Annotated in this window: 14 protein-coding genes; 3 read left to right on the top strand and 11 right to left on the bottom strand. The window is 33.4% G+C overall.

What is annotated here, in order from left to right:
- Window positions 1–77: 77 nt before the first annotated feature.
- The 9 genes from prs to ABD077_RS17380 form a co-directional block, all read right to left on the bottom strand.
- On the bottom strand, window positions 78–902 hold the full coding sequence (prs, locus tag ABD077_RS17420; protein ID WP_343913525.1) for a ribose-phosphate diphosphokinase: 825 nt from the start codon (window positions 900–902) through the stop codon (window positions 78–80).
- A gap of 203 nt (window positions 903–1,105) precedes the next feature.
- Window positions 1,106–1,786 (bottom strand): NUDIX hydrolase, encoded by a 681-nt coding sequence (locus ABD077_RS17415; RefSeq protein ID WP_343913524.1) that lies wholly within the window; start codon window positions 1,784–1,786, stop codon window positions 1,106–1,108.
- Between the two features lie 94 nt (window positions 1,787–1,880).
- On the bottom strand, window positions 1,881–4,148 hold the full coding sequence (locus ABD077_RS17410; RefSeq protein WP_343913523.1) for an aconitate hydratase: 2,268 nt from the start codon (window positions 4,146–4,148) through the stop codon (window positions 1,881–1,883).
- Window positions 4,149–4,379: 231 nt separating this feature from the next.
- Complete coding sequence (locus ABD077_RS17405; RefSeq protein WP_343913522.1) at window positions 4,380–7,157, bottom strand: bifunctional aconitate hydratase 2/2-methylisocitrate dehydratase; 2,778 nt, start codon at window positions 7,155–7,157, stop codon at window positions 4,380–4,382.
- A 628-nt stretch (window positions 7,158–7,785) separates the two neighbouring features.
- Window positions 7,786–8,256 (bottom strand): hypothetical protein, encoded by a 471-nt coding sequence (locus ABD077_RS17400; protein WP_343913521.1) that lies wholly within the window; start codon window positions 8,254–8,256, stop codon window positions 7,786–7,788.
- Between the two features lie 889 nt (window positions 8,257–9,145).
- The gene (locus ABD077_RS17395; RefSeq protein ID WP_343913520.1) at window positions 9,146–10,099 is read right to left on the bottom strand and encodes an AAA family ATPase; all 954 of its coding nucleotides are present in this window, start codon (window positions 10,097–10,099) and stop codon (window positions 9,146–9,148) included.
- Window position 10,100: 1 nt separating this feature from the next.
- Window positions 10,101–11,555 (bottom strand): peptidylprolyl isomerase, encoded by a 1,455-nt coding sequence (locus tag ABD077_RS17390; protein ID WP_425545877.1) that lies wholly within the window; start codon window positions 11,553–11,555, stop codon window positions 10,101–10,103.
- Window positions 11,518–12,366 carry a peptidyl-prolyl cis-trans isomerase gene (locus tag ABD077_RS17385; protein ID WP_343913518.1) on the bottom strand — a complete coding sequence of 283 codons (849 nt, stop codon included), beginning with the start codon at window positions 12,364–12,366 and terminating at the stop codon, window positions 11,518–11,520. The genes ABD077_RS17390 and ABD077_RS17385 overlap by 38 nt, the downstream gene beginning before the upstream one ends.
- Complete coding sequence (locus ABD077_RS17380) at window positions 12,367–14,325, bottom strand: peptidylprolyl isomerase (protein ID WP_343913517.1); 1,959 nt, start codon at window positions 14,323–14,325, stop codon at window positions 12,367–12,369.
- A gap of 328 nt (window positions 14,326–14,653) precedes the next feature.
- On the opposite strand from ABD077_RS17380, the gene ABD077_RS17375 reads away from it, so the two are divergent.
- Together ABD077_RS17375 and ABD077_RS17370 are read left to right on the top strand one after the other, a co-directional pair.
- A complete protein-coding gene (locus tag ABD077_RS17375) occupies window positions 14,654–14,893 on the top strand; it encodes a hypothetical protein (RefSeq protein WP_343913516.1) in 240 nt (79 codons plus the stop codon).
- A 90-nt stretch (window positions 14,894–14,983) separates the two neighbouring features.
- Entirely contained in the window at window positions 14,984–15,490 is a 507-nt protein-coding gene (locus tag ABD077_RS17370; RefSeq protein ID WP_343913515.1) for an OmpH/Skp family outer membrane protein, read from the top strand.
- 71 nt (window positions 15,491–15,561) lie between these two features.
- On the opposite strand, the gene guaB is transcribed toward ABD077_RS17370, so the two are convergent.
- Entirely contained in the window at window positions 15,562–17,034 is a 1,473-nt protein-coding gene (gene guaB / locus ABD077_RS17365; RefSeq protein WP_299899004.1) for an IMP dehydrogenase, read from the bottom strand.
- A 306-nt stretch (window positions 17,035–17,340) separates the two neighbouring features.
- On the opposite strand from guaB, the gene ABD077_RS17360 reads away from it, so the two are divergent.
- Window positions 17,341–18,117, top strand: coding sequence for a phosphatase PAP2 family protein (locus ABD077_RS17360; protein WP_343913514.1), 777 nt, complete (start codon window positions 17,341–17,343; stop codon window positions 18,115–18,117).
- Window positions 18,118–18,122: 5 nt separating this feature from the next.
- Here the strand turns inward: ABD077_RS17360 and ABD077_RS17355 are convergent, their stop codons facing one another.
- Window positions 18,123–18,635, bottom strand: a complete 513-nt coding sequence (locus ABD077_RS17355) for a DinB family protein (protein ID WP_343913513.1) — start codon at window positions 18,633–18,635, stop codon at window positions 18,123–18,125.
- Between the last annotated feature and the right edge of the window lie 544 nt (window positions 18,636–19,179).

Here is a 19,179-nt window from a genome sequence, read left to right as displayed (position 1 = left end):
TTATATTTTATTTTATTCTTTTTTTCATTGTCAAACCCTTCAACAAGCTCAGGATGACTGTTTGATATTAGCTTCAATTATTTAACCACTGGAAACTGAACTACTCCATCTTCATCGACATCCTTGAAAGAATTGGTGGTAAAAACTGTATTAAAAGATTTCTTTAGTTCTTCAAAACCTCTACTAAAAATTCCATGACTTACAATCAAACTTAATTTCCCTGCATTCTTTTCTTGTAAAGCAGTTGCTAATCCTAAAAAAGTTCCTCCTCCATCACAGATATCATCCACAATCACACAATGTTTTTCTTTCAAATCTTCTTCATACACTCTAAATCCCGACAACTTTCCCGTTTTTACATCTCTTTTCTTAGAACATTCTATTACTTCGACACCTCCTAAATACTCAGATACTTTATAGATCTTTTTTAACGCTCCTCCATCTGGAGAAATCAATAATACTTCTTCATTGATATGCCTCAAACACTGTTTTACAAACTCATAATTCTGAATCACCTTTACATTATTCAATAATGCTGGTGTCACCTCTGAATGTGGATCAAAAACCATTACTTCACTATAATTCTGAGCATTTATAATATCCGCATACACCTTTACACTCAATGCTTCACCAGAAACCATCACTCTATCTTGTCTTGCTGCTGGAAAATAAGGAATCAACACCTTAACCTCTTTTACATCCATTCTTCGTAATGCATCTGTAGCTACCAATAACAATCCCACATCATTAAAGGAATTTAATCGATGGGTGATCGTTACCTCATTACCAACATTGTCTTCTGAGATTTTGATATGTGGTTCCCCTCCATTAAAAACAAACGCGTTAAACTCAATTGACTTTCCGAAAGGTGTAAATGATGAATCTAAATGTAAAAACTTCATAATTGTGTTATTTTTACGCAAATTTAAAATAGAAAAACATATCTACAAAATATTTTGCGTAAAAAATACAATAAAAGGTTTTTTAATGCATTTTAATTTCAAGAATTAATAACCCTCCCGTTTTTTCTAAAAACAAGTTTGTTTTATAAAACCACCTTCCCTTCCGAGGGAAGGAACCTATCTAATCATTAAAAACTGTTGGATTATTTTATATCAAAAAGAAAACCTTCCTCTTTTAGTTTGAAGTATTGTTTTTGATTGAATTTAAAGAGGTTTGCAGGTCTTCCTCTTCCTTCGGATACTTTTTCGGCTAATTCTTCTAAGATCCCAAAACTTAAAATCTTTTTGCGAAAGTTTCTACGATCGATTTGTTTATCTAAGATAGTCATGTAGAGTTTTTCAAGGTCCGAAAACAAAAATTTATCCGCCAGCAAATCGAAACCGATGGGTTCATAGGTAAGTTTATTTTGTAATCGTTTTTGGGCCATATCTAGGATAGTAGCATGATCAAAAGCTAACTCAGGAAGTTCATTGATATCAAACCATGCAACATCACTAGCATCTGTATCCGCTTTGATCGTATGATGTTCTGGTTTCACTAATCCAAAATACGTTACGCTGACTACTCTATTTCTAGGATCTCTACCTGGTTTTCCAAAAGAGTATAATTGTTCTAGATAATCTACAGTTGCATTGGTTTCTTCTTTTAGTTCTCTTTCTACCGCTTCTTCCAAGCTTTCGCTTTCGAGAACCAAACCACCTGGCAAAGCCCAAGAATCTTTAAAAGGATCTATATTTCTTTTGATCAACAGCACCTGCAATGTCTTCTCTTTATATCCAAAGACTACGGCATCTACTGCTACTTTAATATTTTGGCGTATCATATACGCAAATTTATAAAATTACAAAGCTTTATAAAATAAAATCTCCCGAAGAATGATCTTCGGGAGATTAAATAAATTCTATTTGATTATATCTTTAAGCGTTCTGCTTCTTTATTAAATTCAATGCAGACCCTTCTTTAAACCATTCGATTTGCGAATCATTGTAGGTATGATTTACTTCGATTACATCTTTAGATCCGTCTGAATGTACAAACTCTAGATTTAATGTCTTTCCAGGCGCAAAAGCATCTAAATCTAAGAAGTTAATCGTATCATCTTCCTGGATTTTATCATAATCACTTTCATTTACAAAAGTAAGTCCTAACATTCCTTGTTTTTTCAGGTTGGTTTCGTGAATACGAGCAAATGATTTTACAATAACAGCTACTACACCTAAATGTCTTGGCTCCATTGCTGCATGCTCACGTGAAGAACCTTCTCCATAGTTATGATCTCCAACAACAATCGTTGGAACACCCGCTGCTTTGTACGCTCTTTGTACCGTAGGAACTCCATCATATTCTCCTGTTAACTGGTTTTTCACAAAGTTTGTCTTCTTGTTATAGGCATTTACAGCTCCAATCAAACAGTTATTAGATATGTTATCTAAATGCCCTCTATAACGTAACCAAGGTCCAGCCATCGAAATATGATCGGTAGTACACTTTCCAAAAGCTTTGATCAATAGTTTAGCTCCTTTGACATCGTCTCCAATCGGTTCAAAAGGAGTTAATAATTCTAAACGTTCTGAATTTGGATCTACAACCACTTCTACTCCGCTTCCATCTGCAACTGGTTCTAGATATCCATTTTCTTCTACTTCGAACCCTTTTGGTGGTAATTCCCATCCTGTTGGTTCGTCTAACATTACTTCTTCTCCATTTTCATTGATTAACTTATCAGTAAGAGGATTAAAGTCTAAGCGACCTGCAATGGCAATTGCCGCGGTAAGCTCTGGAGAAGCTACAAAAGCGTGTGTATTTGGATTTCCATCAGCACGTTTTGCGAAGTTTCTATTAAAAGAATGGACAATACTATTTTTAGGAGCGTTCTTTGGATCTTCATATCTTCCCCATTGTCCGATACAAGGTCCACAAGCATTCGTAAAAATCTTAGCATCTAATTTTTCAAATACATCAAGAATACCATCTCTTTCTGCTGTAAAACGTACTTGTTCAGAACCTGGGTTAATTCCAAACTCTGCTTTTGTTTTTAATCCCTTATCTAACGCTTGCTGTGCAATGGAAGATGCTCTTGATAAATCTTCGTAAGAAGAATTTGTACAAGAACCAATCAATCCCCACTCTACTTTTAGCGGCCAATCATTAGCAGTGGCTTTTTCTGTCATTGCAGAACCTACTTCGGTAGATAAGTCTGGTGTAAAAGGTCCATTCAATAACGGTCCTAATTCGGAAAGATTGATATCTATCACTTGATCAAAATATTGCTCTGGATTTGCATATACTTCTGGATCTGCAGTGAGATATTCTTTCACTTCATTGGCAGCATCAGCAACATCTGCTCTATCGGTAGCTCTTAAGTAGCGTTCCATAGACTCATCGTATCCAAAAGTAGATGTTGTAGCACCTATCTCCGCACCCATATTACAAATAGTTCCTTTACCAGTACAAGACATTGCCGTTGCACCAGGCCCAAAATATTCTACAATAGCTCCTGTTCCTCCTTTTACAGTAAGGATTTCTGCTACTTTTAAAATTACATCTTTTGGAGCTGTCCATCCTGATAATTTACCAGTTAATCGCACTCCGATTAGTTTTGGAAATTTAAGTTCCCAAGCCATTCCCGCCATCACATCTACAGCATCTGCTCCTCCAACACCTATGGCAACCATTCCTAATCCTCCTGCATTTACAGTATGAGAATCCGTACCAATCATCATTCCGCCAGGAAAGGCATAATTTTCTAATACCACCTGATGAATAATTCCTGCTCCAGGTTTCCAGAAACCTATACCATATTTATTAGATACAGACTCTAAAAAATTAAAAACCTCGTTACTATTATTTAAAGCAGTTTGTAAATCTACTGTAGCCCCTACTTTTGCTTGAATCAGATGATCACAATGTACTGTAGTTGGTACAGCCACCTTTTTCTTTCCAGCTTGCATGAACTGTAGTAATGCCATCTGTGCAGTTGCATCCTGACATGCTATACGGTCTGGTGCAAAATCTACATAATCTTTACCTCTGGTAAAGGCACTTTTAGCCTTACCATCCCAAAGATGTGAATACAAAATTTTCTCTGCTAATGTTAAAGGTTTACCCGTTACCTCACGGGCAGCGTCTACTCTTTCAGCAACTTGAGCATACACCTTTTTAATCATATTAATATCGAATGCCATAAGACTACTATATATTTCCGTTAATTTTAAATTAGGTATTGAAGATACGAAATATAGCAGGACTACGAAATGGTATTATGAAAATAGAATGATTATAAAAAGAGTATTTATTCTACTGAAGAATATTAGTTAAAAAATTAACTTAATAGAAGTATAACAGAAAATCATTTATCACAAAAAAAGCCTTACTATTTTCATAATAAGGCTTTTGTTATATTCATGTATAAGCTATTATACCACTAATTGTTTTTGAGAAGGCTTGAACTTCGTTAATATAATCCCTTTAACAGCTGCTTGATATTCTTCTAATGTTGGAGTTCTTCCTAAAATTGAAGATAACACTACTACAGGTGTTGATGATAATAAAGACTCTCCTTTTTTCTCTTTTGAGTCTCTAACAACACGACCTTGGAACAAACGTGTAGATGTTGCCATTACTGTGTCTCCTGGTTCTGCTTTCTCCTGATTACCCATACATAAGTTACATCCTGGACGCTCTAAATACAATACATTTTCATATTTGGTACGTGCTGCAGCTTTGGGCGCAGCATCATCAAATACAAAACCTGAATATTTAGCTAATACATCCCAATCTCCTTCTGCTTTTAGCTCATCTACGATATTGTATGTTGGAGGCGCAACTACTAATGGCGCATTAAATTTAACTTCACCTTGTTGTGCTTCTATATTTTTTAGCATCTGTGCCAAAATCTTCATATCACCTTTGTGAATCATACAAGATCCTACAAAACCTAAATCAACTTTCTTTGTTCCGCCATAGAAAGATAATGGTTGGATATTATCATGCGTATAACGCTTAGAAACATCTTCATTATTTACATCTGGATCTGCAATCATTGGCTCCACAATCTTATCTAAGTCAATAACTACTTCTGCATAATATTTAGCATCAGCATCTGGTCTTAAGGCTGGTCTATTTCCTGATTCAATTTCTGCAATACGATTGTTTGCTTTGTCTACTAAACCTTGTAATACTTGCTTCTCATTATCCATTCCCTTATCGATCATAATTTGTATACGATCTCTAGAGATGATTAATGATTCAATTAATGTTTCATCTTCTGACACACAAATTGAAGCTTTAGCTTTCATTTCTGCAGTCCAATCTGTAAATGTAAATGCTTGATCAGAAGTTAGCGTACCAATATGTACTTCAATAATTCTTCCTTGGAATACATTCTCACCATCAAATTGATCTAGCATTTGCTGTTGTGTAGCATGAACCACATCACGGAAATCCATATAAGGAACCATATCTCCTTTAAATGTTACTTTTACTGACTCAGGAATTGGCATAGTAGCTTCACCTGTAGCTAATGCTAGTGCTACAGTACCAGAATCTGCACCAAAAGCAACACCTTTAGCCATTCTTGTATGAGAATCACCACCAATGATTACATCCCAATCATCTACAGCGATATCATTTAACACTTTATGTATCACATCGGTCATTGCATGATATACTCCTTTTGGATCACGCCCTGTAATGAGACCAAAGTCATTCATAAACTTCATTAATCTAGGAATATTAGCCTTTGACTTATCATCCCAAACGGAAGCTGTATGACATCCTGATTGATATCCAGCATCTACAATAGGTGAAATTACCGTAGCAGCCATCATTTCTAACTCTTGAGAAGTCATTAAACCTGTAGTATCCTGAGATCCCACAATATTAACTTCAACACGGGTATTTGATCCTGCATGTAACGTAACTCCTGGAGTATTTCCTACCGCATTTCTATTAAAAATCTTTTCTACAGCGGTTAACCCTTGTCCTTCTATAGAAATCTCTTTAGAAGGTGCATATACTTGAGGCACCTCAATACCTAAAGCTTTACATGCAAAAGTTTGTAATTTTTTACCGAAAACAACAGCATAAGAACCTCCTGCTTTGATAAACTCCATTTTCTGAGGAGTTAAGGCAGTAGAAATATCTTTTAATTCTTTATCACCATTGTATAATTTCTTTTCTTTCGTATTAATGGTTAAAACAGTACCTGTTTTAACAGAATATACTTCTTTTAAAATTGGATCACCATCTTCATCTACAATAGTGTTTCCATTTTCATCTTTTTGCTTTACCCAGTTTTTAAGATCTATACCAATACCTCCTGTTACACCAACGGTGGTTAAGAAGATTGGAGCAATACCATTAGTTCCTGCTATTACTGGAGCAATGTTAATAAAAGGCACATAAGGACTCGAAGGAATACCTGTCCATAATGCCACGTTATTTACACCAGACATACGAGAAGATCCAACTCCCATCGTTCCTTTTTCGGCAATTAACATTACACGCTTATCTGGATGTTGCTTTTGTAATGCTAATAGTTCATTCTGCATATCCTTATTATGCTCAAACATAGATTGTCCGTGTAATTCACGATCCGATCTAGAATGCGCATCTGCACCAGGAGAAAGTAAATCCGTAGAAATATCTCCAACTCCAGCTATGTAGGTTACAACTTCAATTTTCTCCTCTACTTCAGGTAATTTTGTAAAGAATTCTGCTTTTGCATAACTTTCTATAATGTCTTTAGCAATTGCGCTTCCTAATTTCATAGCCTCTTCTAAACGCTCTGTATCAGCTTCGTACAAGAATACTTGAGTTTTTAGAACTTTAGCCGCTTCATCGGCAATTGAGGAATCAGATCCTAATGCTAAATCTAGAAGAACTTCTACAGAAGGTCCTCCTTTCATATGAGATAATTGCTCAAAAGCAAAAGCAGGTGAAATTTCTTCAACCACCGTTTCGCCTAGAATAATTTCTTTAAGAAATTTTGCTTTTACACCAGCTGCACTTGTTGTACCTGGTAATGTATTATAAATAAAAAACTTTAGAGAATCTTCTCGATGAGAATTATCTTTATCCTTGATTTGCGAAATAATCTCGCTTAATAACTCAGCTCCATCAATTGGTTTTGGATGTAAACCTTGAGATTTTCTTTCTTCAATCTCTTTGATGTAATCATTATAAGTGTTCATACAATTTAAAATAGAATTCTTTCCTGGTTTAATCTAAAATGCTTAGGATATAAATAAAATTTTCACGTTACTCCTAAAAAGTATCACAATTTTGATTCTTTAATAGCATCTTTGAAAACTGTATGCTCCTTAGAGAAATAGATACAATCCTTACATTTTATGTTTACTTTATCACCTCTTTTTAACTATAAAAGCTAAACACAAAAATTATATCGATTCATTAAAAACGAATGCTACTATTTTATAAAGAAAACCCTTTACTGCAGATTTTTCATTATACTTTTCGTACTCGTGAAACTAAATCTTAAATTGTTAAAATTTATGAAATGACAAGTCCGACGAAAATACAAATTTTAAAGGATTTTTATGAAATGAAAAGCTCCTATGATATTTTTTTACATTATTAAAAAAAATATAGCGTCTATTCATATAAATCATTAATTATAGTGGGGTTAAAATAGCAATCAACTAAAAAAACATCTAATATTTTACGTCTCATTTCTTAGAATTACGAAAACGTTATAGTAAGTTGATAAATTATTACTCCTAAAACCATCAATTTTATCCTAAAAACACAAAAAAAGTGAAGTTATACCAACTTCACTTTTTTATTCTTGCACTTTATAAATTATTGATCATCATTTTTACGTTCCTTCCCATGACCTCCTTTTCTTCCTCTTTTTCCTCTCTTCCTTTTCATTTTCTTATAAGTCTCCAACTGCTCTTTATTTAATGTTGCCTCAAACTTACTTTTGGCTTCTTTCATTTCTTTCTTCTGAGACTCTTCTAAAGCCTTTTGCTTGTCCGTTAAAGTAGGTTTCAAAGCTTTATGTTTTCCTTTTCTAGAAAGATCTTCATTCTCTACAATTGCTATTTGCTCTTCGTTATAGGTTGCTCTCATAGCTTTTCTATGTCCTATATGCATTTCTTTCTGCTGTTCTAATTGCATCTTCTGATCCTCTGATAAACTTTCATGGAATTCTTTTCTCAATTCTCTATGTTGTCTATGACCTTCTCTTCTATCTGTTACTTCTTCTGATTGTGCTTTGGCTACAAAAACTCCCAAAAACAAAATCATGCAGGTTACAATATTCTTCATCTATCTATTTTTTTTATTAAACTAAATTATTTCGAACGTTCACTACTTAGACTATCCATAGGAGAAAAGGTTTAAAAAAGATGATAAAAATTCAATTTGTAAGTAAATTCTTTATGTATAGTAAAAGTCTATGCTTTCTAAAAAGAAGATATATCTTTATTTTCTCTTTACTTTTTAGCAAAACACGAGCATGTTTCTATACAAAGACTTAAAATGAATTAAAAAAAAGTTAAAAAAAGGGAATATTCCCCTATACCTTTTATTTTCGCACCTTCAAATTGAAAAAATTAGGAAATGGTTTTTCCCCAAGTATCCATTCCCGTAAGATTCAATTGTTCATAATAGCAAAAAGCCCGTTACCTGCTTAACGGGCTTTTTAATATATTCTAATGATATCTTTATAAAATTAGATTGAAGTCAATAGCTAAAACTTAAAATCAAATTCATTTTTTCTCCAAGAATTACCATATTTCCAAGTTAAAAAACCTTTCACCACCCTATCATAATTTACTACACTATCTTGAATAATATATTTTGGCAGAAAACGCCCACTAATTTCTTTCAACTTAAAATGATACTTTTTTTCAGTGGTACTTAGAGGAGTTTTAAAATTTTGTTTCAATTCATCTATTAAGAGGTTATCCCCTAAAACACTATCAATTCTATTGGAAAAGTTCTGAAAAGTTTTAACGATGTACACTGCCCTCTTTTCAATAGTGGGTCCTGCAATTAACCATGTAGACCTGCCTCTCTAATTTTTTATATGTGGTACTTTTGGAGAGAACATCCTCACACAATTTGCAATATTGTTGAGCATTGACACCAATCGGAAATTACGTTAATAGCAGAGCTATTTTATTCATTGGCCGAGCAATTTTTAGTTAAGAATCTAAAACAAACTTCTTATAATATCTTCAATACTTACTCCCTCGGCTTCTGCTTTGTAATTCTTAATCATACGATGGCGCAATATCCCCATAGCTACCGCTTGTACATCTTCTATATCTGGAGAAAATTTTCCTCTAACCGCGGCATTAGCTTTTGCAGCTAATATAAGATTCTGAGAAGCTCTTGGTCCTGCTCCCCAATCAATATAACTTTTTACTAAATCAGTTGCTGTATCTTCTTTTGGTCTTGTTTTTGAAACCATTTTCACAGCATACTCTACTACATTGTCAGCTACAGGTATACGTCTGATTAACTGTTGGAAATCTATAATCTCTTGAGAAGTAAATAAAGGATTGATAGTCACCTTAGTATCACCTGTTGTACTTTTAACAACCTCTACTTCTTCCTGAAAACTTGGATATTTTAATTCTATTGCGAACATAAATCTATCCAATTGAGCTTCCGGAAGTGGATAAGTCCCCTCTTGCTCGATTGGATTCTGTGTAGCTAACACAAAATATGGTAAATCTAATTTATAATGATGCCCTGCGACTGTTACCGCTCTTTCCTGCATTGCCTCTAAAAGAGCTGCTTGCGTTTTTGGTGGTGTTCTATTGATCTCGTCAGCAAGTATAATATTAGAAAAAACTGGGCCTTTGATAAATTTAAAATGTCTAGACTCATCCAAAATTTCACTTCCTAAGATATCACTTGGCATTAAGTCTGGAGTAAATTGAATTCTTTTAAAATCTAATCCTAGAGCTTTTGAGATAGTATTAACCATCAAAGTTTTTGCCAGTCCTGGCACTCCTATTAAAAGGGCATGACCTCCAGAAAATATGGAAATAAGAATCTGATCGATTACTTCTTCTTGGCCAATAATAACTTTTGCAATTTCTTTTTTGAGTTCGGTATGTTTGCTTACCAGTTTTTCTACTGCTGCAACGTCAGACATATTATTTTTCTTTTTTTAACCAGTTACCGCTAAACTCACAGTCTCTGTAATCGCCATTAATTTTTATGTAGGTATCATTAATTTTTTCATCCTGCCATTCTCGTATGGCCTCAATTTGCTTTTTTCTAAGTGCTAATTCTTGAATCTTAAGATAATCTTTAGCATAATCTGCAATATGTTCGTCATAACGATTTAAAACCGTTATTAATTTAAATTTTTTACGCCCTTGACGATCTTGATCAGGAATCACCAATGAAACCTCATTGGTTTTTAGTTTTGATACTTGATCGTACAATATAGGATCAATTTTGGTAAGTTCAAAACGAGTATCTCCCGTTGTTGGATTTAATAATTGTCCACCATCTTCTTTCGTTTCTTTTTCATCACTGAATTTTCTAGCAGCTTCTTTAAAGCCAATTGATCCAGATACTACCGCTGTTCTAACAGAGTCTACTAATTTTTGCGCTACTTCTACACTTTCTCTGGTTACATCCGGAATTAATAGAATATGCCTAACATCTATCTCTTCTCCTCTTATCTTATCCAATTGTATGATATGCCAACCAAAATCAGTTTTAAAAGGTTCACTCACTTCGCCTTCCTGTAAACTAAATGCTACATCCTTAAATTCTTTTGCGAAAGGAGTTTGTCTATTTAAGGTATATTTTCCTCCTTTAGATTTAGATCCAGGATCTTGGGAATATAATACCGCTTTTGTAGCGAAACTACTTCCGTTTTCTAAAATATCTGTTCTAAATTGTTTTAATCTATCGATTACCTTCTGTTCTTCTTCATCTGGAATTTGTGGTTCTATTACGATCTGGGCTAGCTCCAATTCTGTACCAAATAAGGGTCTTTCTTCATCTGGGATTTCATCAAAAAATTCTCTTACTTCTTCCGGAGTAATTTCTATACTTTCTATAATTTTAGATCTCATTTGTTCAGCCAAACGATTTCCTTTGTTAACTTCAAAAAGTTCTTTTCTAAAATCTGCTTCACTATCCTTTTTATAAAACTTCAGCACCTTATCCAGTGTACCCAATTGAGTTGTCATATAATTTATCTGCTGATCAACCATGGAATTTATCTCCGCATCGGTTACTAAAACACTGTCTTGTACTGCATGATGTGCGTACAATTTATTTTCGAACAAACTTCCTGCTAATTCACAACGACTTACATCTGCCGCAGATACTCCTTCACTTAATAATTGTTGATATGCAATGGTAATATCGCTCTCCAGTATTACATACTCACCAATAACAGCGGCTACTCCATCGATCTTAATTTTCTGAAAAGACTTATCGGTAGTATCTTCTTGAGCTATTTCTTCTTTTTTCTCATCTTCAATAATCTCCTGCGAATAAATCTTTATACTTGCATTTGCCATCAATAGTATTGATAGACAAATACTATTTTTAATTATAGATTTCAAATTGTTTGTTTTTAATAGCATCTTTCGTAATATCCTTTTCTAATTTTTTTATCAACTCCCTCTTTCTTTTGTTGAGAATAATCTGTCGTATCGTTGGTCTTATATATTCCAAAGGTGCTGTTTCTTTTTTGGTAAGCACTTCTTTCATTTTAATCATATATACTCCCAACGAATCCCGTAACTGCACATATTTACCGTTTTTTAAAATCTTATTCCTATCCTGGTTTTTAAGAATTGGTATTTTATTTAACACCTGATCAAACTGAACCCATATAGAATCATTGAATGAAGATGTTACAAACTCTAGCTTTTTATCTAGCAATTCATCTCGATCTTCATCATTAAAACGATTAAAACGTGTTTGCGTTGCAACAATATTATTATAATCTGGAGGCAAATGTAAGTAACGTAATTTTACTAACTCTTCATTAAGTACAAAATTTTCTATATTTTCTGAATAATAAGAGGTCATATCGTCATCTGTAACCTCCATATTAATAGATTTATTAATGACCGCATCTTTATATGCGTTTATATATAACGTACTCTTATAGTCCTCTACAAGGTTATCAAATTCTTGCAATTCACTCTCTGTTAAATTTCTTTTCGACTGATCAATAAATAACTGTCTTGTAGCCCAAATATTGATATAATTATTTATGATATTGATGCTATCTTCTTTTAAAGTCTCCTTGGGAACAAGATCTTTTATATCGTCTTTATAAAGGTATGTTTCGTTTACTCGGGCCACCACTTCTCTATTTGTCGCGTGATCCATTTTACCACAAGACATAAAGGTAACAAGCATTATGATGATCGAAGAATATCGCATTTAGATTGACAGTTCTTTTTTAATTTTCTTAAGAGTTTTCTCATTTAGCTCTACTGAATATTTTCCTCTTAGTTCATTTAACCACTGCTTTTCTAAATCTTCCTGAAAATCATTAATTACCTTTCCTTTTGTTTCTTCGAAAGTCTTGGTTCTTGATGGTATTACTTCCAAAACCTTAATTAGGGTAATGTAATTATCTTCTGTTGCGCTTACTACCTCTCCAGATTTTCCCGAAAATTTGCTTGCTAAATCATCTATTTCTTTTTCTACTATTTGTTCTGTAAATAATACCTTATTGGTCGCTGATGTATTTACCTCTTTTTTTATAGTGTTAACATCTTTTCCTTTTTTCAAGAGCTTTTCTACTTTGGTAATGAGTTCTTTATTGGTGGAAGAAGCTTTCATTATTTTGTAACTCTCATTCTGGATATAGTTGTTTTTTCTCGAATCATAATACTTCTGTAAGCCAATAGAATCGGTTTTAGCAGCATTCCATATTTTAGTTTCCATTAAATCAAATAACAACAATCCATCTCTATATTCAGAAATCACATTAGCAAAATCCTGATTATCTTGCTCTAAATTCTCTTCATAGTATTGAAGCAACATAGCAGATTCATAATCTTCATATATTCTGTCTACTAAAACAGCCACTTCTTTTGTATTCGACTTACGGGTACCTTTATTTTGGATAAATCTTGCAAAATCCAGATAGGTAAAATTTTGATCTCCAATTTTAAACAAGTTCTTTTTCAGATTAGAATCATCTTCCGAGAAATTCCATTTTTCCTTAAAACTTGTAGATGGAATTATTTTTTTAAAATAGCTTAATGCTTTCTCATTTTTCTCTAAACCATATTTTTCTTTAAGAGTATTGATAAATGATTCTGTTATTAGCTTAGATCTGCTGTCTTTTTTCACTCTTTGGGTAAGTTCTCCTTTTAGCTCTTCGAATGTCTTAGGTGGATGTTTCTCTATTAACTTAACAATATGCCAACCATATTTTGTTTTTACAGGTTCTGATAACTCTCCTTTTTCTTTTAAACCAAAAGCAACCTTTTCGAAACTCTCTGAATTTAGAGCTCCTTGCCCAAATCTATTGATCTTGCCCCCGTTTATAGCAGTATTACGATCATCACTATATTGTTTTGCTAAAGATTCAAAAGAAGCTTTATCTTGTAGCTGCATCTGTATTTCCTTAATTCTTTTTTCCGCCTGCTCTTCGGTTTTGTCTTTATTAAACGAAACCATAATATGAGCTACCGTTACTTCTCCCAGTGATTTTTCTTTATTATTAACTTTTACAATATGGTAACCAAAACGAGTTCTAAAAGGTTTCGATACCTTTCCAACTTCTGTTGTAAAAGCAGCATCTTCAAAAGGATAAACCATTCGGAATGCAGAAAACCATCCTAAATCGCCTCCATTTTTTTTAACCGAAGGATCTTGACTATAGGCAACCGCTACTTTCTTAAAATCTTCACCATTTATAATCTTATTTCTTGCTTCAATTATTTTTTCATAAGCTACCAAGGTATCATTTGGAAGTGCGTCTGGTTTCACCTGGACCAGAATATGACTTGCATTAACTCTTTGCCGTAAACGATCGTACGCTTCTTTTACTAACGCATCAGATGCCTTAGTATCCGTTAAATAACTTGCCGAGAGTTGCTTTTTATACCCTGCTAATTCTTTGACGTAAGACTCTTTTTTATCAAGCCCTTGAGATCTTGCTTCTTCTAGTTTTAGCTTATAATTTATAAATAATTCTAGGTATTCATCAATATCTTTTTGGGATTCATCTTTTACTAAATCGATATTCTTAAGATATACTCTTTTAAATTCTGATCTGTAAACTGGTGATTTATTAATAGTTAGAAGTACTTGATCTTTCTCCTGGCCGTATAGTATGGTACTAAAAATTACTCCGAAAAAAAGTATGATAGATTTTTTGTGCATAGTTCTTAAAAATAAAGTCCCCAATCGGACAAAAATAACAATATTAACGTGTTTTACAAGCTATTTGTTGTAACGTATATGATGCCTATATCGTATGAAAACAATCTAAAAAATTAATAATTCCTGATATCTATAGTAGTTTTCAACTGTAATACTAAAATAACGATCAAAATATACACATCCAAACTGATTTCTTCTTTATCTAAAACTTAAGGACTATCTGTCCGGAAACTTCATTTATTCTAGTGTAATTATTTTCATATTCATGTAGTATCTTCGCAACAAAATGTAACTGAATTATCTACCAGCAAACAATAACTTTTATCTTTTGGAAAGAAAATTAAAACTTATATGGGATTTTAGAGGTCCTAGTGCTCAAAAAACTGCAGAGCACCACGTTATACATTTAAAAGAATATATTTCTATTGAGAAACTATCTCTTAATATCACAGGTTTTCAGGAGATTAACGAATTTCATAGTATCGCTTTCATGGTTGTTACTGATTCCGAAATGAAACCCGTTAGAGATGCTCTAAAACCTCATCGTGGACAGCTTTATCAAGAGTAGATTTTTAAAAAATATTTGTCTTGGCACGTATATTGCCCTAGACCTTATATATTTGCAAAACTTTAAAAAACAAGAATTAAAAATATCACAATGAAAAACATATTATTTCCAGTCCTTTTATTATTTATTAGTGTTCAGGCATTCGCTCAATCAAAAGTAGGTACTATTGATAGTGATTTTATTCTTTCTAAAATGCCAGAACTTACTAAAGTGCAGGAAGATTTGAAGGCATATAATGCAAAACTAGAAGCAGATCTTAAGGTAAAAGCGGATGATTATCAGGCAAAAGTAAAAGCATATCAGGAAGGTGTTGCCACAATGACTGAACCAATGAAGAAAACAAAGCAAGAAGAAATTATTGCTTTAGAAAATGACATTGCTAAATTCCGTCAAAATGGAGCACAACTAGTTCAATTAGAACAAAATAAATTATTACAACCTTTATATTCTAAAATAGGTAAAGCTTTAGAAGAAGTGGCTAAGGCTGAAGGATATACTCAGGTATTAACAATTACTAGTAGTGGATTAGCCTATGTAGATCCAAAATTTGATCTTACAAAAACAGTAATGACTAAATTAGGGATACCGGTACAATAGTCCATTGGCAATTATAAAAAAAGGCTTCGAATGATCGAAGCCTTTTTTTATATGATCTTTTTCTAAAGAGTTTACCTACTATAATTCGGAGCTTCTTTGGTAATCGTTACATCATGTGGATGACTCTCATGAATTCCACTTGCTGTAATTTTCACAAAACGTCCTGTATTCTGCAGCGTTTCGATATCTTTAGATCCGCAATATCCCATACCAGCGCGTAGTCCTCCTACAAACTGGTGAATACTTTCGAAAAGTTCCCCTTTATATGCAACTCTTCCAACAATTCCTTCTGGAACCAATTTTTTGATATCATCTTCAACATCTTGGAAGTACCGATCTTTTGATCCTTTTTTCATTGCCTCTACAGACCCCATTCCACGATACGATTTGAATTTTCTTCCTTCGTAGATGATAGTTTCTCCAGGAGATTCTTTAGTACCTGCTAACAAAGAACCTAACATTACTGTATCTGCTCCTGCGGCAATTGCTTTTGGAATATCACCAGTATATCTAATTCCACCATCTGCAATAACTGGAACTCCAGATCCTTTTATAGCTGCAGCCACTTCCAACACAGCAGAAAATTGTGGAAATCCAACACCTGCTACAACTCGAGTAGTACAAATTGATCCTGGTCCAATCCCTACCTTTACCGCATCGGCACCAGCCTCTACTAAATATTTTGCTGCCTCGCCAGTAGCTATATTACCAACAATTACATCTAAATCAGGAAAATTCTTTTTTACATCTTTCAAAACAGACACCACACCTTTAGTATGACCATGAGCAGTGTCAATTACTACAGCATCTACCCCTGCTTTAACCAATGCTTCCGCACGTTCTACAGCATCTCCTGTTACTCCGATGGCTGCTGCAACTCTAAGACGTCCAAAACCATCTTTATTTGCAATAGGCTTTAATGTTAGCTTAGTAATATCTCTAAAAGTGATTAATCCTACTAAAGTATTATCATCATTAACTACAGGTAATTTTTCTATCTTATTGTCCTGTAAGATCACCTCAGCTTCCTGAAGAGAAGTTCCTTCTCCTACCGTAACCAAGTTTTTACTGGTCATTACCTCAGAAATAGGTCTTTCATCATTTTTTTCAAAACGTAAATCCCTGTTGGTCACGATTCCTAATAACTTATTATCAGCATCTACAATAGGAATACCGCCAATACTATGCTCGCGCATGTTATTTTTAGCGTCGATAACTTTAGCATCCAAAGGCAAAGTAACAGGATCAATAATCATTCCACTTTCTGCTCTTTTCACCTTACGAACTTTCATGGCTTGCTCCTGAATAGTCATATTCTTATGAAGCACTCCAATTCCGCCTTCTTGAGCCATGGCAATGGCCATTCGGCTTTCAGTTACTGTATCCATAGCAGCAGAAACTATTGGAATATTGATCGTAATATTTCTAGTAAACTTTGTTTGAATATTTACTTCTCGGGGCAGTATTTCCGAAAAGGCAGGGACTAAAAGTACATCGTCATACGTAAGTCCTTCGCCAACGATTTTGGATTCGTGTGCTGTCATAGCAATTAAGATTTAATTGCGTGCAAATATAAGCCTTTTTTAAAGGAATCCTATAAAACTGATAATGTAAAATATTTCTTTGAGCATCATGGTTGTTTTTTATCAATCTAAATGATTTACCTAAATACCTCTAAAAATCTGCAAAACCAGCTTAAACACTGGATTTAAATATTTTAACACTTCGTGAAAACAATAATTTCGAAAAAAAACGTTTGTATAAGAGTCGTTATTTAACATTATTTTAATATTTAAATAGTATATTTAGAAAAGCTTTCCCCAAAGCTACCTAACCCCCAAAAAAAGCCTATGAAAATTAGTATATACCTACTATTGATATGCCTATGTATCCATACGGCACAAGCACAGTTTACGGAATTACCTACAGCAGACCTTGCTGATCTTACTATTACTAACGATCAAGTAGAACAGAATAAACCAAAAAGAAATTTATTTACTAAAAGGATCATCCCTTTTACCTTAATTGCTTCAGGACTTTTATTAACGACAAGTGATTTTGAAGAATCATTGCAAAGGGACATCAGAGGATATACCGGAGATGACTTTTATTTGAATATAGATGATTATACCAGGTATGCTCCCATAGTTCAGATGTATGCTGCAGATATTTTTGGTGTAGAGGCTAGAAATCATTGGTTTGATCAAACAAAAAATTTATTAATTTCTACCTTAGTTACGAGTGCTGCTACCACCATTCTAAAAAAGGAAGTTGACAAGGCAAGACCTGGAGATCCTTCGCAATTAAACTCATTTCCATCAGGACATACCTCAATGGCTTTTGTATCTGCTGCGGTTTTATACGAGGAATTCATAGATTCTAGTCCATTATTAGCTTATAGTGGGTACCTTTTTGCTGTTACTACAGGTAGTTTACGAATGATGAATAATAAACACTATTTATCTGATGTATTAGTCGGTGCGGGTATAGGAATTTTAACCACTAGATTAGTATATCATTATGAACATTTGTTTTCTTGGAATCCTTTTAAGAAAACAGATGATTTGGCTCTGGTACCGCAATTTACAGGTGATGGTGTTGGGGTTTATTTTTCAAAATCTTTTTAAAAAGATTAAATCCCTTCAGCATAGGCAAAATTTTCTTCTGTATTTACCTTAAGGTAGTCTAGCTTTAGATTTGTAATCTGCCTAAGATGTAAATAATCATGTGCTAGCCAATTTGTTAAAAATTGATAAGCTGTCATCTCCCCGAACTCAGGATGAATTGTTATATTATCCCACTTTGGATTTTGTAAAGTACTTAGCCAATTAATGGAAATACTTCGTTCCCGTAAAAAATCACCTAATACAGCATCATATTCTTTATTAATATAATCTCTTTGTTGCACCCATCCTTCTGGATCAATTGGAATAAATTCATTTTCTGGAGTTTCTAATATATGTTGAGTCCTCGCTCTGAAGTCCTCTCGTTCTTCATCATATAAATGGCATACAATTTCTAATAAACACCAGCGATTTGGTCTATCTTTCCACAGATATGCTTCCTTAGAAACCTTTTTAAAAAGTGCTTCAAAAACCTGTTGATTTCTATATAACTCGTCAATGATTACTTGATACTTAGACATAATAATTAGTAAATATTTATTTGTTTGTATGCTTTGTAAAATTAACTAATTACTTCATCAATGAATCTATTCTGCTACATGCTTTTTTTGTAAAAAATTACCTGCCTAATGTATAGGAAATATTTTAAAACCCGTATTCTCTTTCCATTTACAATCCACTCATAAAAAAACTCTTGTATATTGGGTTCTATAGATAGTCCTGAAACAAATTGAATTTTAAAAAAGGGTAAGATACCCCTTTAAAATTAGCTTTTTTCCTCTTTTTGCAGATTTTATTAGTCACTACTTTTGATACATATAGTAAGAGTTATATTTTTTGAATTAGCCAAAATCAAAATATAGCGAAAAGCCTAAAAATGGTATATATAAAACTCTCTTTTGGATATGGAGCCAGTTAGAATAGAGAGTAAGAAAAAATGTAATTGTGTACAAATCTAACATTAGTGGAAGTATCCAAAATTTAATAGTATATCTTTTTTAGGCTTTTCTTACATCAAAACCTACTATCTCAAGGACAAATACATAAAAGCTGCCTCAAAATACA

Origin of the sequence: Aquimarina litoralis (genome assembly GCF_039523995.1) — a bacterium.
Taxonomy (GTDB): domain Bacteria; phylum Bacteroidota; class Bacteroidia; order Flavobacteriales; family Flavobacteriaceae; genus Aquimarina; species Aquimarina litoralis.
Note: the sequence above shows the minus strand (reverse complement) of the source record. Positions and strands in the feature narration are given on the sequence as shown.